Source organism: Leptospira saintgironsiae (assembly GCF_002811765.1).
Taxonomy (GTDB): Bacteria; Spirochaetota; Leptospiria; order Leptospirales; family Leptospiraceae; genus Leptospira_B; species Leptospira_B saintgironsiae.
The window spans coordinates 76,003-101,126 of the sequence record NZ_NPDR01000002.1 but is presented as its reverse complement, the minus strand read 5'-3'; the positions used below and the strand labels follow the sequence as shown (position 1 = coordinate 101,126).

Annotated in this window: 16 protein-coding genes; 7 read left to right on the top strand and 9 right to left on the bottom strand. The window is 40.5% G+C overall.

The annotated features are described in order from the left end of the window. Positions 1-110: 110 nt before the first annotated feature. Both cfa and CH362_RS05445 read left to right on the top strand, forming a co-directional pair. Positions 111-1,229 (top strand): cyclopropane fatty acyl phospholipid synthase, encoded by a 1,119-nt coding sequence (cfa, locus tag CH362_RS05450; RefSeq protein WP_100709375.1) that lies wholly within the window; start codon positions 111-113, stop codon positions 1,227-1,229. Positions 1,230-1,375: 146 nt separating this feature from the next. Beyond that, the gene (locus CH362_RS05445; RefSeq protein WP_100709374.1) at positions 1,376-1,744 is read left to right on the top strand and encodes a nuclear transport factor 2-like protein; all 369 of its coding nucleotides are present in this window, start codon (positions 1,376-1,378) and stop codon (positions 1,742-1,744) included. A 44-nt stretch (positions 1,745-1,788) separates the two neighbouring features. Here CH362_RS05445 and mdoH read toward each other — a convergent pair whose 3' ends face one another. The 4 genes from mdoH to gltB form a co-directional block, all read right to left on the bottom strand. Continuing rightward, complete coding sequence (gene mdoH / locus CH362_RS05440) at positions 1,789-3,963, bottom strand: glucans biosynthesis glucosyltransferase MdoH (RefSeq protein WP_100709373.1); 2,175 nt, start codon at positions 3,961-3,963, stop codon at positions 1,789-1,791. Then, entirely contained in the window at positions 3,960-4,370 is a 411-nt protein-coding gene (locus tag CH362_RS05435; protein WP_100709372.1) for a hypothetical protein, read from the bottom strand. Before CH362_RS05435 ends, mdoH begins: the two co-directional genes overlap by 4 nt. Next, a complete protein-coding gene (locus tag CH362_RS05430; protein WP_100709371.1) occupies positions 4,357-5,961 on the bottom strand; it encodes an OpgD/OpgG family glucan biosynthesis protein in 1,605 nt (534 codons plus the stop codon). The genes CH362_RS05435 and CH362_RS05430 overlap by 14 nt, the downstream gene beginning before the upstream one ends. 144 nt (positions 5,962-6,105) lie before the next feature. Further along, positions 6,106-10,593 (bottom strand): glutamate synthase large subunit, encoded by a 4,488-nt coding sequence (gene gltB / locus CH362_RS05425; protein WP_100709370.1) that lies wholly within the window; start codon positions 10,591-10,593, stop codon positions 6,106-6,108. A gap of 243 nt (positions 10,594-10,836) precedes the next feature. On the opposite strand from gltB, the gene mdtD reads away from it, so the two are divergent. Beyond that, the gene (gene mdtD, locus CH362_RS05420; protein WP_100709369.1) at positions 10,837-12,246 is read left to right on the top strand and encodes a multidrug transporter subunit MdtD; all 1,410 of its coding nucleotides are present in this window, start codon (positions 10,837-10,839) and stop codon (positions 12,244-12,246) included. Between the two features lie 4 nt (positions 12,247-12,250). Here the strand turns inward: mdtD and CH362_RS05415 are convergent, their stop codons facing one another. From CH362_RS05415 to CH362_RS05400, 4 genes are all read right to left on the bottom strand, one after another. Next, the gene (locus CH362_RS05415) at positions 12,251-13,519 is read right to left on the bottom strand and encodes a hypothetical protein (protein WP_100709368.1); all 1,269 of its coding nucleotides are present in this window, start codon (positions 13,517-13,519) and stop codon (positions 12,251-12,253) included. 69 nt (positions 13,520-13,588) lie between these two features. Continuing rightward, the gene (locus tag CH362_RS05410) at positions 13,589-13,906 is read right to left on the bottom strand and encodes a hypothetical protein (protein ID WP_100709367.1); all 318 of its coding nucleotides are present in this window, start codon (positions 13,904-13,906) and stop codon (positions 13,589-13,591) included. A gap of 140 nt (positions 13,907-14,046) precedes the next feature. Beyond that, a complete protein-coding gene (locus CH362_RS05405; RefSeq protein ID WP_100709366.1) occupies positions 14,047-16,125 on the bottom strand; it encodes an NHL repeat-containing protein in 2,079 nt (692 codons plus the stop codon). Between the two features lie 395 nt (positions 16,126-16,520). Continuing rightward, positions 16,521-17,147, bottom strand: a complete 627-nt coding sequence (locus CH362_RS05400) for a hypothetical protein (RefSeq protein ID WP_244280487.1) — start codon at positions 17,145-17,147, stop codon at positions 16,521-16,523. A 191-nt stretch (positions 17,148-17,338) separates the two neighbouring features. Here CH362_RS05400 and ispG point away from each other — a divergent pair, with 191 nt between their 5' ends. Next, complete coding sequence (ispG, locus tag CH362_RS05395) at positions 17,339-19,342, top strand: (E)-4-hydroxy-3-methylbut-2-enyl-diphosphate synthase (protein ID WP_100709364.1); 2,004 nt, start codon at positions 17,339-17,341, stop codon at positions 19,340-19,342. A 198-nt stretch (positions 19,343-19,540) separates the two neighbouring features. After that, positions 19,541-20,608 carry an Lcl C-terminal domain-containing protein gene (locus CH362_RS05390; RefSeq protein WP_100709363.1) on the top strand — a complete coding sequence of 356 codons (1,068 nt, stop codon included), beginning with the start codon at positions 19,541-19,543 and terminating at the stop codon, positions 20,606-20,608. A gap of 49 nt (positions 20,609-20,657) precedes the next feature. Here the strand turns inward: CH362_RS05390 and CH362_RS05385 are convergent, their stop codons facing one another. Continuing rightward, positions 20,658-22,409: a C45 family autoproteolytic acyltransferase/hydrolase gene (locus CH362_RS05385; RefSeq protein WP_100709362.1), complete on the bottom strand. Its 1,752-nt coding sequence runs from the start codon at positions 22,407-22,409 to the stop codon at positions 20,658-20,660. Between the two features lie 442 nt (positions 22,410-22,851). On the opposite strand from CH362_RS05385, the gene CH362_RS05380 reads away from it, so the two are divergent. Beyond that, positions 22,852-23,949, top strand: coding sequence for an AraC family transcriptional regulator (locus CH362_RS05380; protein ID WP_100709361.1), 1,098 nt, complete (start codon positions 22,852-22,854; stop codon positions 23,947-23,949). Between the two features lie 165 nt (positions 23,950-24,114). After that, entirely contained in the window at positions 24,115-25,116 is a 1,002-nt protein-coding gene (locus tag CH362_RS05375; protein WP_100709360.1) for an SDR family NAD(P)-dependent oxidoreductase, read from the top strand. The last annotated feature ends 8 nt before the right edge of the window (positions 25,117-25,124 follow it).

The following is a 25,124-nucleotide window of genomic DNA, read 5'->3' as shown; positions in this document are numbered from 1 at the left end:
TCGTTTGGTATAATAGAATATAGTCTAATATCTTCTTTCATCTTTTTTACTTTTCTTCCTTTCAAAAATCGAGTATTTTAATCGGCGACTGCGATTGCTTGGAGGGCGTCATGTGGAAGGAAAAAGTTCGCGGTAAGGTAGAAGAATTATTTGCAAAGGCAGGAGTCAGCTTCGGAGGAAACGCAGCTTGGGACATCCAAGTAAAGGACGATAGATTATTCGAAAAAATATTCAGTAACGGTTCTCTTGGTTTGGGAGAAGCCTATATGAATGGCTGGTTCGAATGTGGAAGATTCGACGAAACAGTCAGAAGATTATTAGACAAAGGAATAGAAAAGGCTTCTAAAACATGGGGAAACTTTTTTCTATATCTTGAATCTATAATATTAAACCGCCAATCCAGAAGAAGAGCATTTGTGATCGGAGAAAGGCATTATGATCTTGGTAACGATCTATTTGAGCTAATGTTAGACAAGGAAATGGTTTATTCCTGCGCATACTGGAAGAATGCAAATACGTTAGATGAGGCTCAAGAAAACAAAATGGATCTGATCTGTAGGAAATTGGATCTCCAACCAGGAATGAAGGTTTTGGATATCGGATGTGGTTGGGGAGGACTCGCCAGACATGCGGCCAGAGAATATGGAGCAGAAGTATTCGGGATCAGCGTTTCTAAAGAACAATTGGCACTTGCAGGAGAAAGATCCAAAGAACTTAAAGTAAAATACGAATTAATGGATTATCGAGATGTTAAGGACAATTTCGATTCTATCCTTTCCGTCGGCCAAATGGAGCATGTAGGTTATAAAAATTATAGGACCTATATGGAGATAGTTTATAAATCCCTAAAGGACAAAGGATTATTCTTGCTTCATACCATAGGCTCCAATAGTTCCAATAAGGTTACCGATAGATGGATTGAAAAATATATTTTTCCAAATTCACATCTTCCTTCTGCGGCGCAGATCGCTAAAGCAAGCGAGAATCTTTTTGTATTAGAAGATCTTCATAATTTCGGCCCGGACTATGATAAGACACTCATGGCTTGGTATAATAATTTCGAGAAAGGATGGAATCTAATCCAGAAAAAGTACGGAGAAAGATTTAGACGTATGTGGGAATTTTATCTTTTAAGTTGTGCTGGAGCATTCCGCTCCAGGAAGATACAACTATGGCAGTTTGTATTTTCGAAAGGAGATAGAGAGGAGATTTATCAGGCAGTAAGATAAAAATTGTTGGTTAGAGTAACTCGAAAATCCTCAGTCTATGAAAGTGAATAGAGTATAGGTTTGGAATCCAAACTAGGATTTTCGAGTTTACAGACTAATTTTCGGCAAGGAAGTATCACTCAATCGTTATAAAAAAGGTACATCTTATGCCAACATTAGAAACACTAGAGAAATTCATCGCTCACGTTGAATCCAATAAACATGATGAAGCTATCGAAGCTTTTTATACGGCTGATGCTTCTATGCAGGAAAACCAATCACCACCTCGAGTAGGTAGAGATTTGCATATTACTAATGAAAAATTGGTACTTCGAAGAGCAAAGTCATTAACCTCTAAATGTATTCGTCCAGTATTTATCAACGGAGATTTCGTCGTAATTAGATGGGTATTTCATTTCGATTGGAAAGATGGCACTACAACGGATATGGAAGAACTTGCTTATCAGCATTGGGAAGGAGAAAAGATCAAAGAGGAGCAATTCTTTTATGATCCTGCCCAGAGAATACCAAAGTAGAGATTTAAATTTTTATAATATAAACATTAAAAGAATTTTTGGGATCAGTTGAACCAATTCACGATCTGTTCTTTGCGTATCCTGGTTTGGTATTCTAAAAACCTTTCCTTCCACCAAGGATGTGTTTTAGAAAGATCCGTCTCCCAAAACCAGAAATGAAGATCGCTCAGAATACGTTTATCCCAAAGAAGCCTACTCATCTCCTTTGAATTTAAAGAATCAGGACCAGATTCTTTCCAATTGGAAACAAGAACGTCCATATATCTTTTACGTGCATCTGACTCTTTCTTTCGAGTCCGCAGACGAGAAGTATGAAAACGAAATAGAAGAGGATCTACAACAGAAAGAAAAATCCCTCTGCCAGATTCCATTCCTTCCAAAAACTCGGAATATTCTTTTTCTAAATTTTCAGTATCTGATAAAAGGGTATTCTGTTTGGTTTCTTCCGGAGTTAAAAGAAATCCTCTTTTTTTCCAAACTTCTCCTTGTTTAGAAGAAGAAGTCCATACTCCCCAGAAATAAGAAAGAAGCCATCCACCAGTGATTGGTAATAGCCAATAAAAAAGTACAGGATAATATACGAATAACCAAATAGAAATTCCAGTGCCATAGAATGCCTGAGGCAGTAAGGCACGAGCAGCGGCCATTCTATCTATTCCTTGAGAGGAGTCTCTGTTTTGAGGTCCCCATTCTATCTTTCTATTCCAGAAAGTCATCCAAAGGAATCTAGTGTATTGCACCATATAAGCAGGAGCCAAAATCACCGACTGAATAAATTCTACAAAAAAGGAAATTATAAAAGAGAAAAATCCAATTCCACTTTCTTTTCTGCGAAAAAATAAACCGTCCAAGAAGGAAAGTATCCTGGGCATAAATAATATTAGAATAGTATAAATCTGTAATCCATAGAACACAGGGAGATACATACTTTCTTGGAATTGAGCCCATTCTTCAGGAATAGAAGCCAAGCGGTAATAATCAGTATCCGCCATTACGGTAAAGCTGGTCGCAATAAGTAGTAACGCCCAAAGGAGAGAACTTGCGTAAGACAAGATCCCTAAGAGAATATGTATCCTACTTGAGATCCGTAAGCCCCCTACGAATAAAAACCAGAAATGTTGCAGATTCCCTTGGCACCAACGATTATCTCTTTTTAAACTTTCCAGAAGGTTAGGAGGACATTCCTCATAAGAACCTTCTAAATCGTAAGCAAACCAAACAGTATATCCAGCTTTTCTAATTAATGCGGCCTCTACTGTATCATGGGATAGGATCTTTCCACCTATTGCACTTTCTCCAGGCAAACCAGGGAGGCCACAATGTTCCATAAAAGGTTTTAACCTTACGATCGCATTATGACCCCAGAAAGGTCCGGAAAATACCTGCCAATAATAAGATCCAGCTCCAAAGATTGGATTACCGAGCCAGGTCCCGAATTGTGCCAATCTTTGGAACAAACTTTTGCCTCGGATGATCTTAGGAACTGTTTGTATAATACCTGCGTTAGGCACTGCTTCCATGAGTCGGATCAGGTTTAGCATACATTCGCCTGTCACCAAACTATCCGCATCCAAGACGATCATATACCGATAACGTCTTCCCCATCTCCTGCAAAAGTCCGCGATATTACCCGATTTTTTATTCAGGTTAATCCTTCTTTTTCTGTAATATACCCTACCCTTTGTTTCTGGCTTTCTGGAAAGTTTGGAGAATGCCTTCTCCTCTTGTAGCCAAATATCAGGATCAGTTGTATCGGATAATAAGAAGAAGTCTAGGTTTTCTCCTAAACCAACTGATGCAGCAGATTTCATCATGGATTCCAAACCTGCCGCCACTCTTGCAACATCTTCGCAGTGGATCGGAATTACTACTGCGGTTGGCGGGAGTTCCTTCGGGCTTGCTGTTTGGCCTGCGATCAAACCGGAGATACGTGTTGGATCTCCTCCCCTAATTCTTTGGATTGTTCCAAAGATCGCAGTAGTTGCACCAAACGCCAATAACGGAAATAAAAAGCAGAAGAGCAAAAGTGTTGCCCATTCCAAAGGAGAAATCCCATTTATTAGAAGAAAACGATATTCTAAATAGATCCCAAATAAGGACAGAAGTCCTAGAACTCCAACAAATCCCAATCTTCTATATGTAAATTTTCTGGAATCGAATGCTTCTTTTAAGATACCTTCTGACTCAGGTATACTTGTAGGAAAAGTTTCCGCATTCATGAGAAATACCAGACTGCCAGAGAAATATATACCGTGGCCCAGAATAATGCAGTAAGGACCAATGCAACTGGCTCTGGCTTTTCTGCAGAAGGAGAAGCAAGATCTGCGAGTGGTCCAAAGTCGATTGGCCTTGGCACCATGGAACCAGGCTCTAAAGAAGGAAGACTACTCTCCCAATCGCGATGTAGTTTTACGGAAGTTTCTTCTTTGAAAATTTCGAATATATTTTTGTCAGAAGATTTGGATTTTTCAAAAACCTTGGAAAGAATATTATGGATCTCTAAACTGTCTTCGATCCCCATCCCCCTTAAATAAAGCTCCAGACGTTCCCATTCTTTGGAAAGATGAAGATTTTCCAAAGAACCTGAACCGCTCAAGTCTTCTTGCTTTTTTTTAGTTCGGCTCAAGTACGAAATTCCAGGTTTCAGAAATGATTTCTTGATTTCTGCTTAACGCAGCTTTTAGATCCGAAGGTCTGAACTTGTTCTTAGGATACACTCCGAAGGTAAGTCTCCATACTCCAGTCTCTTCTATCTTTTGGACCGAATATTCGGATAGTTCTGCATTTTCTCCGGTATCTATTCTTGCCTGTATATATGCAAATGGATCCAAAGAACTTAAATTAGAACTTTTGAAATCCACATAGAACATTTTCAGATCAGGATCTCCCTGCGCATCTCCGATCCGAGTAGCCACAACTTTTGCCATAGAATCAGGAAGAGGATCAGTATCCGGCCAACGAACTGTATAAGAAAAATCGAATGGAGTTCCGGGCTGAGGAATAGGTTCCGGCATCCAATATGCTCCCATATTATCATCCGAATCCTGAACCGTTGGATTTTCCAAAAGATGAATTGATCCCTTTCCAAAAGGAACTTCAGGTTCTACCCAAGCGCTTGGCCTAAGTTGGTATTTCATCTCACTATGTTGGTAATTCTGGAATTCTCTATCTCTCTGGATTAAACCAAAACCTCTTGGATTTTCATCCGAGAAAGAATAAGTTGTACTACGTTTTGGATTATCCAAAGGCCTCCAAATCCATTCACCTTTTCCGGAATGGATCAGTAATCCGTCTGAATCATGGGACTCAGGATAAGCTTGTCCTTTAGGAATTCCTCTTGTCTCGCTATACCAATACATACTGGTTAAAGGAGCAATCCCAAGCCTATCCACCTTAGTCCTAAGGATCACCTCTGCATTTACTTTTACTGCAGAAACTTTCCCCGGAGTGATCTGAAATTCATAAGCACCTGTTGCAGTCCTCCCATCTAAAAGAGCATAAACAGTGATCGTTGAGTCAGTTTTATCCGGTTTGACTATATAAAATTCTCTAAAAGAAGGAAAGTCTTCTGGATAAGGCATACCGGTATTAATCGCGATCCCTCTAGCAGAAAGTCCATACCATTGTTTTTTAGAAATGATCCTATAATAACTTGCGCCTTGAAAAACTGCAAATTCATCCGTATGCTCTTGGGTATTGATAGGAAAATGGATCTTAAAACCCGAATAACCAAGATTAGGCGGAAGCTCCCCTACACCTTTCAATTTAGATAGATCAAAAGAAGAAGGATCATATGCGATCTCTCTCGCAAAATCCCCCCTCACTTCGAAAACTCTTATATTCGTATTATATAAATGACCTGGATGCAAAAACTGAAGCTGAAATGGATTTCCTTCCTTCTTCCAAACTGATTTTTCAGGGCGAAAAAAAATATTCTTATATTGGTTCCAAGGCAAACCTTTCAAAAAGTCTGTAGTGGAATGTTTAGGTGGAATGTAACGTTGTTTAGATAATGCTCTAGCTCGACCTTTTAGATCTGAGAATGAAAATTTGAATGTAGGAAGAGTGCTGTGGTCGGAAATTTCTCCCTCCATCACACTTAGTAATGGAGAAGAAGAGAAATCAGGTTCTTCTCTATCCCGCCTCTGCTGTCTATCTGCGACAGCAAAGAGCAAGGCTGTTGCCACAAACGCCAGAATAATATGCAATCGTAACAATTCGTAACTTTCCTTTCAGCAAGACGAATGCCTAAACCAGTCTATCATCCGTACACAGAGAGGGCAAGGTCTTTTAAGTCCGAATTCATATCGAACTCATCGCAACCTTGCCCTTCGGTCTGATTGGCTAATTCTAGAGTTACTTTATTTAGGAGTAACTTTCACGAAATATTTTTTGGAAGCATCCCAAGTTTTCAAGATCTCTTCTGAAAGTTCAGATCCGGTCAACTTAGTGTGTTCAGTAATCAAAGACTTTATGATATCGTAATCTTCATTTTCAAGATCCACGATTTTCACATATTCTTTATTGATTAAAGGTTCCAATTCCCAGTCTTTTTGGAAGAAGTAAGCACTTCCCCCAGTCATACCGGCACCCATATTCTTACCAACTGTCCCCAAACAAACAATGGTTCCACTGGTCATGTATTCTAAGAAGTGGTCACCTGCTCCACCTACTACTGCATCCGCTCCGGAGTTTCTAACTCCGAATCTTTCTCCAGCTCTACCCGAACTGAAAAGTTTTCCGGAAGTAGCACCGTAAAGGCAGGTATTACCGATGATCACGTTCTCATACGCTTTCAGTTTGGAACGTCTATGTTTGCGGATTACGATGGTTCCACCGCAGAGTCCTTTTCCTACATAGTCGTTTGCATCCCCGTGAAGAGTAATCTGCACTCCTTTCACGAGCCATGCTCCTAAGGACTGACCTGCAGTTCCTTCCAAAATGATTTCCAGTTTTCCAGGAAGACCTTTGGATCCGTATTTACGTGCGATAATTCCGGAAACTTTTGCTCCCACGGTTCTATTCGTATTCTTCACAGAATAAGAAAGAGACATGGAAGTTTTTCCTTCTAACGCAGGCTCCGCATCTTTTAGGATACGATCATCCAAAACTTCTCCGACAGATTCTCTTCTTACGAATCTGTCTTTTTTCTTTTTAGGATCGAAAAGAAGAGGAAGACGGACCAGAATCGGATTCAAGTCTAAAGAATCTAAACGGTCTTGCTCATAACGAGTAATTTGTTTCAGAAGGTCTGTTCTTCCAACGATCTCGTCCATAGAGCGGAATCCTAACTTCGCAAGATACTCACGAACTTCCATTGCAAGAAGTGTCATCAGAGTAGCAACTTGATCAGGAGATCCTTTATATTTTGCTCTGAACTTAGGATCTTGAGTAGCAATTCCTGTAGGACAGTTATTCAAATGGCATTTTCTTGCCATGATACAACCTAATGCTACGAGAGAAGCCGTTCCGATTCCATACTCTTCTGCACCTAAACATGCAGCGATGATCACGTCCCTTCCGGAAACAATACCACCGTCAGTACGGAGAACAACTCTATCTCTCAATCCGTTCATTACTAAAACTTGATGTGTTTCAGAAAGACCTAATTCCCAAGGAGATCCAGCATGTTTGATAGAAGTAAGAGAAGCCGCTCCGGTTCCTCCCACATGTCCTGAGATCAAGATCACATCTGCGTTTGCTTTAGCAACACCGGCCGCAATCGTTCCCACTCCAGCTTCGGATACCAGTTTAACTGATACTTGAGCAGTATGGTTAGCTTGTTTCAAGTCGTAGATCAACTGAGACAAGTCCTCGATAGAATAAATATCGTGGTGAGGTGGAGGAGAGATCAGATCGATTCCTTGAGGAGTGTGACGGTTAGTCGCGATCTCCTCATTGTTCTTCTTACCTGGAAGTTGTCCACCTTCTCCAGGTTTTGCTCCCTGAGCAATTTTGATCTCCAACTCTTTTGCAGAGTTCAAATATTCAGAAGTTACTCCGAATCTTCCAGAAGCTACCTGTTTGATAGAAGAGTTCGCGAGGTCTCCCTTCTCATCTACAACGTAACGAGATGGACTTTCTCCACCTTCTCCGGAAGAAGACTTTGCGCCCAAACGGTTCATTGCTACTGCAAGGTCAGTGTGAGCTTCGATAGAAAGTGCACCGTGGCTCATACCTGGAGTTAAGAAACGTTTTTGGATCTCAGAAACAGTTTCTACTTCTTCAATTGGAACAGGTGCACGATCTACGAAATCGAATAGATCTCGGATATTGATCGGATCACTTTCTTCCATTAATTTAGAAGCTTCTAAGAATGCTTCGTAATCATTATCCACCGCAGCTTTACGGATGAATTTTACTACTTTAGGGGACCATCTATGAGGTTGGTCATCTTTCTCAGAGATAAAGTCTTCTGGGTTAATCTCTTTATTAAATGCAGAATCGTGGTTGCGTAGAATATTCTGCTCGATACCACCGATACCGATTCCAGAAATTCTGGAATAAGTTCCTGGGAAATATTTAGAGATCAGAGTTCTTGAAAGTCCAATCGCCTCAAATACCTGTCCACCTACATAGGAAGACATGATAGAAATTCCCATCTTGGACATGATTTTCAGAAGTCCGTCATCCACTCCTGCACGGTAGTTAGTGCATAGAGAAGCAAAAGAAGGGCGAGTGCCGTCTTCTGCATCAAAGTCTCCCTTGGTCCATAGGTCATGAAGAGTATCCCAGATAAGATAACTGTTCACTCCGGAAGCTCCGTATCCAAGTAGAACTGCCACATTATGGATTTCGAATGCGGATCCTGTTTCTACAAGAATGCTAGTCGCTGCACGTTTTTTGTTACGGATCAAGTGGTTATGAACTGCCGCAACCGCGAGTTCCATAGGAATAGGAGCGCGATCCTTGTTCAGTTTTCTGTCCGAAAGAATTAGGATATTCACTCCTTCTTCAGCGGATTTAACTGCGCTCGCAAGCAATTGATCCAATGCGAGTTCTAGATAATTTCTGGCAGCACCTTCCTCATGATGAGCTTCGAAAGTCGCATCCAAGGTAACAACCTTGTATTGTTTTCCGTCCTTGTCCCTGATCCTTTGTAATCCAAGATTAGTAAGGTAAGGATGAGAAAGTACTAGACAGTTCTGAGGTTTTTCGTCTGCGAAAAGATTTGTTTTCTTAACAAGACGAGTATAAAGAGAAGTTACTCCCTTCTCCCTTAGATAGTCAATCGGTGGGTTCGTAACCTGCGCAAATCTCTGGCGGAAGTAAGTATATAATCCAATCCGAGAAAGCATCAAGATAGACAAAGGAGTATCATCTCCCATGGAACCGATTGCTTCTTTACCTGCGATCGCCTGAGGTTTGATCACCGCTTTCTGTTTGTATGGAGAATATGCGAATAAGATCTGTCTTCTTCTTAGATCATCTCCGCTATAAGTGATGGTCTTAGTAATAGATTCATCGATGGTTTGGTCCAGATACTCAACATTCTCTTTGGACCATTCTCTATAATCGTATTTTTTCTCGAATAGAGCATTGACGTCCTCGTTGAAGTAGATCTTACCTTCTTTCAGGTTGATCGCGAGCATATCACCAGGACCTAATCTTCCTTTTTTGGTGATGATCTCTTCGTCAATATGAACGAGTCCTGTTTCGGAACCCATTACAACGAGCCCGTCTTCGGTCACAACATATCTTGCAGGACGAAGTCCGTTTCTGTCCAAACTTCCTCCGACCCAGTCGCCTTCTGCAAAAGCAAGTGCAGCAGGTCCATCCCAAGGTTCGGTCAAAGTGTTATTGTACTCGTAGAATGATTTCAGTCCTTCGGACATCTGAACGTTCTTACTCCATGCATTTGGAATAAGCATCGCTTTTGCATGAAGAACGTCCTTACCAGAACGTACAATCGCTTCCATTGCGTTATCCAAACTTGCGGAGTCAGATAGATGAGGTCTGATGATCGGATGGATCTCTTTTTGGAACTCTCCCCATTTTTCGCAGGCAAGTTCTTCTTCTCTTGCGAGCATCCAAATTCTATTCCCTACGATTGTATTGATCTCTCCGTTATGTGCAAGGATACGGAAAGGTTGAGCCAATGCCCAACTTGGGAAAGTGTTAGTGGAATATCTTTGGTGGAAGATACAATAAGGAGAGACCATCTCCTCACTTTTTAGATCCTCATAAAATTGAGAGACCTGGTTTCCGTTAAATAATCCTTTGAATGTGATCCTTTCAGAAGAGAAGGAACAAATATAGAAGTCCTCGCTCATGGAAAGTTTGAGAGCATCTCTCATCACTTTCTTTTGGATCAGGAATAATTTAGTCTCGAAATCCTCGTTGGACATCCCATCCGGCTTTCCGATCAATACTTGTTCGATCTGAGGACGAGAAGCATTTGCCTTAGGCCCTAAAACCTCAGGATTTACAGGAACATATCTCCAAGCGTAAAGCTTGAAGTTAAATTGCATAAGTGCTGATTCAATGAGGCTTCGGCAAACATCTTGTTTGTCTATGTCCTCGCGTGGTAGGAACACCATACCCACACCGATAGAATCTTCGTCAGGGCGTCTATGGCCCATCTCTTCGATGTACTTCGCAAACAGTTTTTTAGGAATACGGATCATGATCCCGGCGCCGTCTCCGGTTTGCATATCTGCATCTACGGCTCCGCGGTGGGTAAGGCATGCGACCGCCTTCAAACCCATTGATACAACTCGGTGATTGGACTCGCCCTTATAAGAAGCGACGAAGCCTACTCCGCAGTTATCGCGCTCGAAGGACTTGTCATATAGACCGTTTTCCTCCAAGTACTTTTGGATCCGCAACTGTTCGTCAAGGTTTAACATCCGCTAAGGTTCCTCTTTAGGGTTGATATAAAATCCGGGACACTGCTCTTGCCTTGGTCCACGGACAGAGGAAACCCCCACCCACGCGATGTTTGGCTGAATTTTGTAGCAAATGTCCGATTCTTAGACCAGTAAATTTACGAGTGCTTAGTTTGAAAACGATCTTTTTAAAGGAATCCAGAGCCAAATCGCATATATACGGCTTATATCAAGAGAAGGAACTACAATCCAGTCTAAGTTCCTATGACAGAAGAATCGAAAGGAAGTAAGGCTTTACTTTGGCTCGTTGCCTGCGGCTTTTTTATGCAGACTCTAGACGGGACAATCGTCAATACAGCCCTGCCTGCGATCGCTAAAAATTTAGATGCGAGTCCTTTGAGAATGCAGTCTGTGGTGGTCGCCTATCTACTCACAATGGCGATGATCATTCCTGCTTCCGGTTGGATCTCTGACAAATTCGGAATACGCCAGGTTTTTATAGGAGCCTTATCCTTATTTGCTTTAGGTTCCCTATTCTGTGCACTTTCTCAAAATCTAACCCAGCTTGTTCTTTCTAGGATTTTGCAAGGCGTTGGAGGAGCACTTTTACTTCCTGTAGGTCGTTTGGCACTTCTCCGTTCTGTTTCTCCGGAGCAATTTTTACAAGCGATCAGTTTTGTGGCAATCCCAGGTCTGATTGGTCCATTGGTAGGTCCTGTTTTAGGAGGATGGTTAGTAGAAGCAGCATCCTGGCATTGGATCTTTCTAATAAATCTTCCAGTTGGCATCGCTGGGATCATTGCATCTTCCATTTACATGAAGGGAAATCCAATCCCAAATCCATCCGTATTCGATTTGAAAGGATATCTACTTTTAGCATTCGGCATGGTCACTTTTTCTTTGGCATTGGACGCAGGCTCCAGTTTGGGTTTGCAAAAGGCAGGAGTAATTCTTCTTACAATATTTGGACTCGCAAGTATCGCAGCTTATTGGATCCATGCTGCCAGAACTTCTAAACCTTTATTTTCTCCTCGAATATTTTCTATTCCAACATTAAGCATTGGTCTTTTAGGAAATCTTTTCTCTAGACTTGGAAGTTCCAGTATGCCGTTTTTGGTTCCATTATTCTTACAAGTGAATATGGGATATCCACCTTTTAAAGCAGGTTTAATGCTTTTACCAATGGCAATCGCAGGAATAGGGATCAAAAGATTTGCTCCATTATTAATTTATAAATTAGGTTATAGAAAAGTTTTGGTAACCAATACCTTACTGATAGGTCTGAGCATGAGCAGCTTCTTCTGGTTAAACTCCTCAGAGATCTGGTGGATCTTTTCTTTTCAATTGTTCTGCTTTGGTGCGTTTAATTCATTCCAATTCACAGCAATGAATACTCTCACTTTAAAGGATTTAAACGGAGAATTCACAAGTAGCGGAAATACAATGCTTTCCATGGTTCAGATGTTGGCTATGGGAATGGGAGTCGCCTGTGCTGCAGGAGCATTAGAAGCATTCAGGGATCTATTCGGTCAGGATCCGGAGAATATGCTCTTGGCATTCAGAAGTACATTCGCTTGTATGGGGATTATCACTTTATCTTCTAGCTTTATCTTTTGGCAGATCAAAAAAGAAGACGGAAGAAGTGCGGTTTTGAAAGATTCGGTTCTGGATTAAATCTTTAGTTTCTGCGAATAGAAAGAACTGGATTTAAGAATAGATCAGTCAGGATCTTTCTCTGGCTTGCATCAGGAATACGAGAAAGAAGTTGATCCATCTTTCCTTTGATCTGAGTAAAATCAGGATATTCATCCATGACTCTTAGAATATGAGGCCATGCTTTTTTTACAAGTTCGGCTACTGCAGGACTTGCTGTTCTTGCTTTACTCCAAGAAGCTTCTAACTGGTTTCTGATACGGAAAAAATCACGTCCGAGTTCTAATACTTTTCTAAGTCTGGATTCAGAAAGTCCGGTGCGAGAGCCTAGTTGGCCAAGAGTTCCGTCCCATTCTACTACTTCTCCCCTGGATTCTTTCAAAAGAGAAGTTTGTAATTGAACAAGTGCATTTTCTTCTACTGGTAAAGAAGCAACCCAACGTTTGTATTCTTCTAGTTGTCCTGCTTTTTGGAAAACTCGGACCTTTCCGACCTGATCCATATATTTAGAAAATGGAATGCTTACTGGCGGCTCTGAGAAGCTTGGAGAATCTCCACCAAAGTCCCCATCGAAATGAAGATCCTCTACATCTGCTAGAATATCTTCTCCCATTTGGACTGGACAATCATCTTCTTCCAATTCCTCTACCTTCATGATCAAAGGTTTACCGGAGAATAGTTCACCATATTTTTCTAATATTTCTTTTAAGATCGGAGTTTCTGGTCCTTTACGAACTGGAACTGGGATTGGTCTTGCAGCGGCACCTGCCGCTGCAGTTTCTCTTGCGACTTCTCCCAAGGCAGCTGCTTCTCTTTTTTTACCTGTAGAGATCTCTACTAGATAGATCATCCCTTCTTCTGCTTCGAATCTGTGTCCCGCTGGAAAAGTGAATCCGAGTCCTTCTAATATCTCTTCAGATATCTTAGAATATTTTTTCTTACGAGGAGTTTGCTCTGCAGAGGACTCTTGTTCTATAAGTTTGGTTTTTACCTTATTTAAAGCACCCAAGAAGTTCCTGTTCATATAAGAAGAAAGTTCTTGGGAACCCATTCCGAGGAATTGAGCAAACTGAGGAAGTTGATCAAAAAAATGATCCGTCTTTTGGACGTTACTAGAGATATAAGAGCGAAGTTTTGTTTTAAGAGCTTCTTGTTCTTTGGCAGGAATTTTTTTAGCCGAGATCAATGTCCCGAAAAGTTGGATATGAGTATGGAAATAACTTAAAAATTCCCCATACGCTGTTAGAACGTATTCTCCATGGGAATTTTTTTCTATGACCTTTTTGTCTGCCATAATCGGATTCGCAGTCAAGTTTTTACAACCCTAGACCGGAATTCAAGACAATTAAGTTACGAATCTTTCTTAAACAGTCTTAGGTAAAGTTTCTTCTGTAGGACTTCCGCTGACGATCCTATATCTCAAGAATGTGTTACAAGTTGCTTCTTCAGAATAACGAACCAGATCATAGTCAGGACGAGGAGAGCGGAAAAAAGAAGAATGTGTCAGACGTTCTGTCACTTCCTTGCGGATATGAGCACGAGCTTCGTTCCTTCTCATATAAACCGAAGGAACTACTATATCGTTCTTATAAGATAAAATATTATTTCTATAGATGGCAACAGTTAGGCGAATCCGGTAGGATTTATTTTCCGTCAGGTCTTTTGGTTCCAGAAATTCCATGCCGAGGCCCTTTGTTTTGAAAATCTTTCCAGACTTTCTATAACCAAAGTATCGGATTTTACACCCCCCGATCTCAAATTTGGGCCTTAGAATTTTTTTACTTTTGGAAAATTAAAATCCTACCGATGAGCGGTTTCACATTAAGGTAACATAATTTTGTGGAGGGTCCAAGGGGTTGCTAAAAATGCAGAGCTTCCTGTATCCGAAACATATATAGTATTCACAGTAATTTGGTTCGAAGGAATTGCTACTTCTCCCAGATTGCCGAAGTTCCCATTCCTTTTGGTTACCTTAAATCCGTTATTTGCAGAACCTTCGACAGTGTATAATCCTCCAATCTTATCCGTAGTTAAATGCTGAAATTGAACTCCAGATTCGGAACCCGCTAATGTTGTCCATTGCAAAGTTTTGGAATTGAATTTAGAGATACCGATATAGATGTCTCCTTCTCCTTGTGCCTCGATCATATGATAGAAGCTCGAGTCATAATCTGTTTCTAATGCAAGAGTACTATAGATCGTCAATTCTCTCAAAGGAGTTGCGGAATAATTTCCTTCATCGTTCCCGTTAATCGAAAAGTAATTTGAATATGTGAAGAAGTCCTCGTCTCCGATCCCAACGTAATCGCTGAATACTTTTCCGTCATGGATCGCAATATTTGTCCAAACAGAAAAAGATCCGGAAGGAAGAAGCCCTATACTTTGTCCCGTAAAGTTTGTCCCGACTTTTACCAAAACCGTGTTATTAAAAGTCCTTCCAGAGACGAATAACGTATCTCCTTCTATTTCCATATCCACTCCTGAGATCGCAAGACCTTGATAAGTAGGTAAGAAGAAGGAAGAGAGATAAGCTCCATTTGGGTTTAGTTTAGTGATCATTCCTTTATAATGCAAAATATAAAAGTTCTGATTGGCATCTCTTACGATACTTAGAGGAGAAGAACCTACAATATCCCGAAAGCAAGGAGTAAAAATGGGCGCAGAACAGGAAACAACGAAACCTTTCTCACTATCCGCTGCAAAAACATTTCCTGTGCGAGAATCGATAGAGATACTTTCGATTGTAGAATTTAAAGAAGGAGTGATCGGCAAAAGAACAGAACCACCAGCCATTCCACTATGAAATCTCACCAAATAATTACCAGGATCAGGGGAAGAATTTCTTTTGATCGCGACTATGATCTGATTTCCAGTCATCGTCATATCAATGATTTGCCCTACAAAAATATCCTTAAAAGCAAGTTGGATGGGAGTATCTCCGCTAATATCATATTGAAATAAATCGAAAGAACTATTATCCGCTACAAGTAAGCTTCCATCCGCTGGATGAATATAAATTGCATTAGGTTGTCGGAAAGTTCCAGGTAGATCCCAGGACTTTAATAAATTTCCCGCAGAAGAATATTTAAAAATACGATCGGTGCCCGTATTAAAATTTGCCTCACTAATATAAAGATTTCCTGTTGTATCAATCGCAAGATCCTTCGGAGAAGAATCTGCAGGAAGATCAATAATACTCGCCTGACTACAATCTGAAAAAAGTTCGAAAACTTTCTTTCCAGAAAGTGCAAAAATACGATTGGAAGCATCCGTAACCATTTCTTCTGCAGAGATACCAGTCCAAATACCTATAATATCCCTACTCGTATTCAGGAGGTAAACGTTCCCCCCGCTGGAGATTAAAAGAAGATTTCCCCAAGAAGCTACAGATTGCGTATCTCCCGAAAAACCACTTCTGAATCTGAGAAATTGGCTAGTTCCTCCACCAAACGAATTTAATTTTGCTAAACAACCCGCGTTATTCGCGATCCCGCCAGTATCAAACAAACTCATGGAAGAAAGATTTCCATCTAAGGTCACTGCCTGGACTGCATATTGGAAAGATTTCTGAGTATCTGAAACTGTGTCGCTAAAGAAAGGATCCGAACTCGTTCCGATCTGTTGATAGTTTGATTCAAATTCAGACTTTCTGAATATACGATATTCAGATGCAGGAATTGGATCCCAACTAATCTCCACCTTATTTGCAAATATCGCATCACTTGCCGATACCCATTGAGGAGCATCCGCAGGCGGCCCCGGATCCGTCGGATTTCCTGTTCCTCCGTTAGGGGAAATTACAGCAAGCAGGGCACCCACAGGATCGAAAGATTTTCCATCTGGGGAACAACTAAAAAGACTCAAAGTTGAGATCAGAAAACAAACGGTTATTTTTCTCATAGTCCAATACAGCATTCTATTTATTTTATATACTTTCGCTTTTAGTTTAAGGAATAATCACGTTTTTCCCAATCAGCTCGTCCCTGGTATATTTTTCCGAGTTATTTAAAAAATTCTCAGAATCGTTCGGAATGAACAATACAAATCGAGGAACAAACGTCTGTTATACGGATTGATCAGATGTTTTGATCTCAAAACAAAGGACAAATCGGAACGTTATGTGTGTATATAGATTCCCCGGCCAGTTAATAGCATAACAAATCGTGATGATCTTATTTTTGGATTTTTTGATCTTCTCAGAAAAAAAGTGAGCAAAAGCTCAAAATCACCGTAACGATCGCTACAGTGGACCTTCTATCCAAAACGTGTTCAAAAAACTGAATATAGACCTGAGTTCAGGAAGGATTTTCGGAGGTAGTATACATTCTTCTCTTTTTAGCCCAAGGAAGTCCCGGAAGCAAAAGAAGAATGTAAGAGATAGGAAAAGATTCGAAAATAATCTCTCCATGAAGACTATTCATCTCAGCGATCCCTAAAAATTTAGAGATCATTATAAAAGAAATAAAGAAAGAAGAGAAAAGTATAAAAGCAAAACCGATCGCAATCAGATGTCTGATCCAAATATTTTTCCAAATAAGTTTCGTATTCTTTAATGTATGGAACTGAAAACTCACTATGAGAGTACGGATAGAAAGAAGAAGTAAAAGTAATGCCAGAAATATATTATTTCCTCCGCCCGCAGCGATCCCAAACCAGGTCAATGTTGTGCCAATAAGAATGATCAAAGAATAAATACAAAGAAGAATAACGGATACCCTACTTCTTGAAAATCGTATCACTATTCCGAAAATAAAAAGAAGAAGAACATCCATATAGAAGTTCCTAAAAGATCCCAAAAGAAAGGTAAAAAGAATACTCTGCAAAAACCCGATCAAAAACAAAATATAAGAAGAAGAGTTTAGAAAAAACTCAGCCTCTTCAGGGGATTCTATTTTAGAAAAATAACGTTTGAGCAGATTCATATGGGGTTCCAGCAATCCTGATTACTCTGCTTTTCCAGTCAATTTATTCAATTTGCCCGCCCTTTTGGCTGTTATATCTTGAGGTAGGATCTACTACAAAGCTCTAAAAACCTCTCAGATTCGTGCCTATTCGGGAAAAATCCTAAATGACAATTGATTCGGCCCCTTCTTAATGGAACTAGAGAGCACTCATGAACTTCCGATACAATTATTCTCCATTCTCTTACCAACGACGTAGAACCAGAGAGGTAAAAGTAGGAGATATTGGGATCGGTGGAAATAATCCGATCCGGATCCAATCCATGATCACTGCTGACACAAGAGATACAGAAAACTCTGTCAGACAAATTTTGGAACTGGAAGCCGCTGGTTGTGAGATTGTTCGATTGACTGTACCTTCTCAACCTGATGCGGATAACTTACCGAATATTCGCAAAGAACTTAAAAGGTTAGGAAGTAAGGTCCCACTTGTAGCAGATATCCATTTCACTCCTAGTGTTGCGATGAAATCTGTAGAATGGGTGGAGAAGGTCCGTATCAATCCGGGCAACTTCGCTGATAAGAAAAAATTCGCAGTCAGAGATTATACAGAATTTGAATATAAAGAAGAATTAGAAAGGATCTCCGAAGTATTCAGCCCATTAGTACTTCGTTGTAAAGAGTTGGGAGTCTCCATGAGAATCGGGACAAACCACGGATCCTTATCAGATCGTATCATGAATAAATATGGTGACACACCGCAAGGAATGGTGGAGTCAGCGATAGAGTTTATTCGGATTGCAGAAAGTCTTTCTTATAAAGATATTATTGTAAGTATGAAAGCCTCCAATCCGCAAGTGATGGTCCAGGCTTATAGATTATTATGCAGTCGTTTTATGGAATTGCAGATGGATTATCCATTACATTTAGGAGTAACAGAAGCCGGAGACGGAAAAGACGGAAGGATCAAATCCGCAATCGGTATAGGCTCCTTATTGGAAGATGGACTCGGTGATACCATCAGAGTTTCCTTAACAGAAGACCCAATCCACGAAGTTCCAGTCGCAAGATTACTCGCAGACAAATATAATAAACTCAGATTTCCCGAAACACAAAGCCAAGGATATTCTGAATTCAGAAATCCTTATTCTTACCAAAGATTTTATAGCAGACCAATCCAAGTGGGAAGTCTTTCACTTGGAGAAAACCACGCAGTCCGAATTGAATCGGTACTACCTTTCGAATCGGAAAGTGGATTTTCGCAAGAACTAGCTTCACTTAAAAGTTACGCAAGATCCAGATCCTTAGAATTGGAAATGGTTTCAGTGCCACTTCCTACAGACGAGTTCCTAAGAGAAGAATGTATTTCCGTAAGTAAGTCTTCTTCTGTTCCGATGGGAGTTATAGTAGAACAAAACGAACTATTGCTCGAAGATGTATTGGAAGATCTAATTCCTTTCTCAAAAGTAACAGTGGACCCATTCCACCATTTCCAAAATAGGGATTCTTTATTAGAATTTTTGCATAAAAGAGAAGGAAAAGGAATCACTGAGCTCAATGTCCAGGCCTACCAAATCGAAAGTTTAAAAGGATTACCTGAAGAATTTAAGAATGCAGGAATAGAATCAGTAGCATTCTCCATCCAAACTTTTCACATACTACATGATTACAGAAAATTAGCACGTATACTCAGCGATTTTGATTACCCAATCTTCTTGAGTGCAGAATATCCAGACATGGAAACTGCATTATATGAATCCTCTATCGGTATCGGAGGAATGTTGACAGATGGGATCGGGGATATGCTCCGTATCAAAGTAATTGATAGTGAACCAGAGACAGTTTTGCAACTCGGGTTTGATATATTACAAGCAACCAGATTAAGACTTACAAAAACTGAATATATCTCCTGCCCTTCTTGTGGAAGAACTCTATTCGATCTGCAAACCACAACCGCACGTATCAAAGAAAAAACAGGTCATTTAAAAGGTGTTAAGATCGCAGTCATGGGCTGTATCGTAAACGGGCCTGGAGAAATGGCGGATGCAGATTTTGGTTACGTAGGTGCAGGCCCAGGTAAAGTGCATTTATATCGTGGAAAAGAAATTGTACTCAAAAACGTTCCTTCTGAAGAAGCTGATGAGAGATTAGTTCAATTGATCAAAGATTCCGGAATGTGGATGGAAAGAGAATCAGTAACCAGTGATTCCATCTGATATTTTCCCTTTCAGCGTTCTTTGTTTGAAATTTTTCGTTGTCGCGTTCCAATATCCCAAATGGGTAATGAATAGCGCCTAACGTAAAAATTTGTACTTCGAAGGGAAAATCTCTCTATTTTCTCCGTTTCATTGTCTGACATCTCCTCTTTAAGATATATCTGGCTATAAGAATATTTTAAAATTGGAATGTCTTAAATGAAAAATCCTAAATCTCTGGGTGTAATATTCCTTATATCCTTCAATCTCTGGAATTGTGAAGCCGAACATAAAAATTATAATCTTGAAACTTCCGTTCTTTTAGCTTTAACAAGTGCTGCAAGCGTCCCCCCGGGTTCCCTTTTTAAATTGCCAGATTCAAACCAAACCAATTGTTACGATACAAGCGGAGCAACGCGTGCTTGCGCAGGAACAGGAGAAGACGGAGAAGTTACGAATACTCCAGCCCCATTTTCATTACAACTCCAGGATTCGGGAGAAACAATACTAGAAGAAAGTTCTGGCCTAACTTGGCAAAGATGTCTATTCGGAATGATTTGGAACGGAAGCACTTGTATCGGTTCTAGTCTCAATGTATATTGGCAGGTAGCTAACGCTTATTGTAATTCTTTAACCACTGCAGGAAGAAGTTGGAGACTTCCGACAGCAAGAGAATCTGTTCTGTTCGGAGATCATTCCCAAACAACTTTCTTATCTAATACCTATTTTCCAAACTTACAAGCAGCTGGAGGTTGGACATCGACGCCAGCCGTAGGATTTTTCGGAAGATACTTATTTTATGCAGTCGGAAGTATCTCTGCAATGGATGAAACTAACAACTTCCCTGTTCGTTGTGTATCAGGTCCCAAAGTTCCGAACGCGAGTTTCACAGATATGGGAGATGGTACCGTACAAGAGGACAATACAGGACTTCTAATCAAAAAATGTGCGTATAGTCAGGCGGACGACGCTACATGTACAGGATCTGCCAACGCTTTAACTTGGCAGCAAGCATTAGATTATTGCAATAATCTAAATTTCGCATCGAGAACAGATTGGAGACTTCCATCAGTTAGAGAATCTTATTTTATTTTGGAACCCTCGCTCACCAGCTCGAACCTACCTCTTTCTCTTTTCCCAAATAGTTCGCAGGCATCGATCGCTTGGACAGGAACCACAGCCAATAACGCTCTCACGAATGCTCACGCGCAGATGGTTTATCAACTGAATAGTTATTCTAAGTCGGATACGAGTAGCGTGCGCGCTCGCTGCGTAGCAGGTCCTTGAGTTGGGATCGACTTCTTCTCCGTTTTTTCCGAAGAAGAAGTCGGTCTTTTTAAAGCTCGTTCGCCTCTACGATAATAAAATTCGGAGAAACCTGTCTCAGCTTCCTCGCGGAATATTTCCCCTTGTCTTGGAATACTTTTTGTTTCCAAACCTGAGTAGAAAATTCCGTTTTTGAATTTTTGATCTTATCGTAGAAATGATCTGCTATTTTTTGTTTACCCAAGACTGACTGAGTTCTTGCCAGCCACAATGCACTTTGCTGTTTTCTGAAAGAAGAAGTCTCTAAACTTTCCGCTTGTTCCAATAAGAACGCAGCCTTATTCAGATTTCCTTTTTCCAGATATAAAATTGCTTCTAAGAATAGAATAGAAGGATCCTTGCCTGTAAATTCTTCGTTTGCTTTCTGCAATTCCAGAAGAATATCATCAATTCCGCCCATTCCTGGATCATCATTGATAAGCATTGCTTTTTTATAATGTCGAATCGCTGATCCCACCTTTGGATTTTTAGATTTCGGAACCTTCTTCGCTTTTCCCTTTTTGGCATCCGAAAGATCCAAAAGTTTATAGCCCGGTTCTCCCCAAGCCATAGGAATTTCCATATAAGGCCCGCTGCTAGTAGGAGCAGTACCAACGGAGACAAAAATTTTACGAGCTTCTGCACTCATGACCACAGATTTCACGGAAGTGATCTGACGGATCGTGGAACCCATTGTCCGGACTTCGCCGCTGGAACAATCGATAGTATCATCTAAAAGATTTTGAAGATCTACAACGCTCGTTCCCCTTTTCTTTTTTTGAGAGGAAAGAAGCTGCTCCGCTCGGTCAAAACGGCTGATACAATGATGATAGAAAACAGGGGCTGCCATTATCTCCCCTTCTTGCAACTTCTCACTTTGATAATGATTCGTATTAACAATATGATCTTTTCCTAAATTAGGATAAACCACATCTACATTTCCGTAATTGGTCTCGATAATCGCAGCCTTCGGGCCCTTCTCCTTATGATTTGTAACAATCAAACCCCAGGTAGAATTGATCTTATGTTTTTTAGCAATACTTACTGCTTCTTCAATAGATCTTGCTTCTGAAATGATCTTATGACCAAAATCGATCACACCTAAACCATTAAAGCCTATCTTTTTATGAAAGCGAGTATGGAATGCAATTGTAAGACCTGCTTCATTAAACGCAGTGATCCCAGGAACATCAGCGCCTCTGCATGCAATATAACCATAACGTAAACCTTTTTCGGGCGTGCAGAAAACAACGATCGGGCGTTTGTCCCAAACTTCAACACCTGGAAAATCAAAATTGCGTGCATGATATAATTTTCCGTCCTGACTTTGTTCTCCCCAAACAGCAACACTCGTACAAGCAGGGATCATCTGAGGACTTCTACCAGGACTCATATGTGCGAGCTCCGGAAGAAGTTGGATCATACCCAAAAACCCAACAGAGTTTTGGAAAGAATCCATAGTGAAAAGTTCCTTTTCTAATTTCGCAGAACGACCCGCAGAAGTCAGAGCAGCAATCGTCCTCGCAGAAAACTCTTCCGGACGATGTTTCATCATTCTCTTGGACATCCAATTCACCAAAAGAGAAGTTACACCCTTCGCCAAAAAATTCCGATTGCTACGAGGCAAACTCCCCAACAAAAGATTGCGGGCCATCACAGGATAAAAATCAAAGATCGGCTCAAACTGCCCGATCTCATTCATGATCTCACCGAATTGTCTTCCCATTTCTTCTTGGGAACCCTTGAGCTGTATTACTGCTAATGGATATGTTTCCGAATTCATGGAACAATCATAACATAAGCCCGCTTACGCATCGACCGCCTCCATAGGTTCGGATAGCCGAACTTATCGGATCGGACATCTTTAGGAGGAATTTTACCGATGTTGGAACTCCTACAGGCGATTTGCTCCCCGCCCTCTTTGGGTGGGGGCCGGTTTGGTGGTACCCGGTAACGACACTTTTTGACCTATCGGTCACCGACTTCCTTCGGAGTCGTTTCCTCGCTTCTATTGTCGCTGCGGAAGGGGGCCGGTTCGGTGGTACCCGCAACGACACTTTTCTCTATATCAGAAAATTCCCTACTTTTCAAGAAGCTTTCTTGGCATTCATTTTGTAGGAGGTCCTACAAATTCCTTGGAAAATTTGGTTTGCAAGTTTCATTCAAATCTGTTTGGCAGAAAATAGGATAAGAATTCAAATAGCATCCGGCCTAAAAAGCTATCTATGGAATACCTACATTTATTCTTTCTGAAATTTCTGCAGTTCGGAGCCGGAGCCGCATTTATATACGCCTACCTGGAAATCATTCGCCCGGGCTCCGGAAATCGGATTTTGGTGCTGATCATGACACTGACAGGGACTATCCTACTGAGATATTCCTGGTATCTACAGGATGATTTATTAGAATTTCCTTATCTATTTATATTCTTACATACAAGTGTAATTTCTGTAGGACCGCTCATTTACACATACATCCGCTCCTTCTTAGAAACAGAAGAAGAAAGTCCAAAAGAAAAACTAATCCGATACGGACTCCATTTTTCGCCAGTACTACTATTTACTGTTTTTGAATGTATTTTCTTTTCGCAAGATAGCTCGGAATTAAAAGCCCAAGTACTACAAGGAGCCAAAGAATTCAGACTAGACTGGGCTCATTTAGGAAGTTTGATCGCAAGCATCCAAGTCTCTGTATATTCCCTATTCTGCCTTTATCTTTACCATAAGGTCAGCAGAAGATATGAAATGTACGAATTAAAATTGGTCTGGTTAGTTTTACTTCTACCCGTATTCGCAAATAGTTTTATAGGGACTGCATACTTTCTAAAGAACAAATATTTGTTCGATCTAGGGGCTTCTTTAATTTGTATCATGGTGTTTCTGTTATTTTTGGTAAGAGAAAGACATCCTGGTTTTTTCAACGAGATCAGCGAAGTCATCCAAAGTGCAAAATATCAAAACACCCCTCTTCTCTCCAAAGAAATCGAAATCGCAAATTCCAAACTTAAAGAGCTTTTAGAAACCAAAAACTTATACAGAGATAGTGAATTGAGATTGGTAGATTTGGCTGCGGAGCTTGGATTAAATTTGCACCAGACATCCAGATATTTAAACGAAGTTCACAAAATGAATTTTTATGAGTTAATCAATCGATATAGAGTACAAGAAGCTTGCAAACGATTGATAGAAGAATCCGAAAATTCAGTATTGGACATTGCATTCGCAGTTGGTTTTAACTCCAAATCTACCTTCCATTCTCAATTCGTAAAGTTTACGGGAATATCTCCATCTTTGTATAGAAAGCAGAAAGGGAATTCTAAGTAATAAGCTTCATCCATTTCATTCTATATAAATACGCCAAAATGACAGTAAAAACTCGTTTTCGAATTTTCTCCAAATTCCTATTCGGCGGTCTTTTTATAAAAAATAATTGACTATTAGTATATTATTTATAGTCCAATGGTATATTAATAAACGAGGTAGGAACTCATGCAAAAAGTATTGGTAACTGGTGCAAGCGGGCACCTGGGTTTTTCTTTGGTAAAACTTCTACAAGAAAGAGGTTATGAGGTAACGGCGGCGGTTAGAGATGCGAATGATGCAAAGAAAACCGCTAACCTGAAAAAGCTGGGAGTGAAATTGGTCTCCGCGGATTTGGGAGATAGGGAATCTCTTCGCAAGGCACTTCAAGGTCAGGATGGCCTTTTTCAAGTGGCTGCAGCATTCAATCTGACAGCTAAAGATCCTCAGAAAGAAGTTGTAGAACCGAATATCAACGGAACCAGAAACGTTTTGGAAGAAGCGCATAAGTCTGGGATCAAAAAAGTAGTATATACCTCCAGCATCGCTGCTGTAGGAACAATTGCAGAAGGAGAATCTCCTCTGAACGAATCTACTTGGAATGATTCTGCGAAAGAACCTTACGCGATTTCTAAAACCCAATCCGAAAAATTGGCTTGGGAAATTTCTAAAAAATTAGGTTTGAATCTGGTAACTGTTCTTCCTGGAACTATTTTAGGTCCTCAGTTCACCCAACCTACTTCTTCTTTGAAACTCATTCAGGATATTCTGAAAGGGCAACTTCCTTTCGCACCTAAGATGACTTTTTCTTATGTGGATGTAAGAGATGTTGCGATGGCACATATCTTAGCTTACGAAAATCCTGCTGCACAAGGAAGATATATCGCAACCGGTGAAACTCTTTCCGTTTCTCAAGTTTGCAAATTAGTAAAAGAGATCCATCCTAAAGCAAAAACAACCGGCAAGGAACTTCCCTCTTTTATCGTTCGAGTCATGCCTTATCTGGATGCGTTTAAACACGCGGTCACCGGTTTGGACAGACAAATCAATTCTGAAATTGTGCAAGATTATCTGCAAAGAAAACAAGAATACAACTCGGATCGATTGGCTACAGAATTCCAATGGAAACCTATGCCTGTCAAAAAATCACTACAAGAGACGGTTGACTGGATGTTGTCCGCTGCCGTATAGTTTCCTGA

Excerpts from the sequence above, each read along its gene's own strand:
- cfa (WP_100709375.1), top strand. The coding sequence starts at position 111 with ATGTGGAAGGAAAAAGTTCGCGGTAAGGTAGAAGAATTATTTGCAAAG.
- CH362_RS05445 (WP_100709374.1), top strand. The coding sequence starts at position 1,376 with ATGCCAACATTAGAAACACTAGAGAAATTCATCGCTCACGTTGAATCC.
- mdoH (WP_100709373.1), bottom strand. The coding sequence starts at position 3,963 with ATGAATGCGGAAACTTTTCCTACAAGTATACCTGAGTCAGAAGGTATC.
- gltB (WP_100709370.1), bottom strand. The coding sequence starts at position 10,593 with ATGTTAAACCTTGACGAACAGTTGCGGATCCAAAAGTACTTGGAGGAA.
- mdtD (WP_100709369.1), top strand. The coding sequence starts at position 10,837 with ATGACAGAAGAATCGAAAGGAAGTAAGGCTTTACTTTGGCTCGTTGCC.
- CH362_RS05415 (WP_100709368.1), bottom strand. The coding sequence starts at position 13,519 with ATGGCAGACAAAAAGGTCATAGAAAAAAATTCCCATGGAGAATACGTT.
- CH362_RS05410 (WP_100709367.1), bottom strand. The coding sequence starts at position 13,906 with ATGGAATTTCTGGAACCAAAAGACCTGACGGAAAATAAATCCTACCGG.
- CH362_RS05405 (WP_100709366.1), bottom strand. The coding sequence starts at position 16,125 with ATGAGAAAAATAACCGTTTGTTTTCTGATCTCAACTTTGAGTCTTTTT.
- CH362_RS05400 (WP_244280487.1), bottom strand. The coding sequence starts at position 17,147 with ATGAATCTGCTCAAACGTTATTTTTCTAAAATAGAATCCCCTGAAGAG.
- ispG (WP_100709364.1), top strand. The coding sequence starts at position 17,339 with ATGAACTTCCGATACAATTATTCTCCATTCTCTTACCAACGACGTAGA.
- CH362_RS05390 (WP_100709363.1), top strand. The coding sequence starts at position 19,541 with ATGAAAAATCCTAAATCTCTGGGTGTAATATTCCTTATATCCTTCAAT.
- CH362_RS05385 (WP_100709362.1), bottom strand. The coding sequence starts at position 22,409 with ATGAATTCGGAAACATATCCATTAGCAGTAATACAGCTCAAGGGTTCC.
- CH362_RS05380 (WP_100709361.1), top strand. The coding sequence starts at position 22,852 with ATGGAATACCTACATTTATTCTTTCTGAAATTTCTGCAGTTCGGAGCC.
- CH362_RS05375 (WP_100709360.1), top strand. The coding sequence starts at position 24,115 with ATGCAAAAAGTATTGGTAACTGGTGCAAGCGGGCACCTGGGTTTTTCT.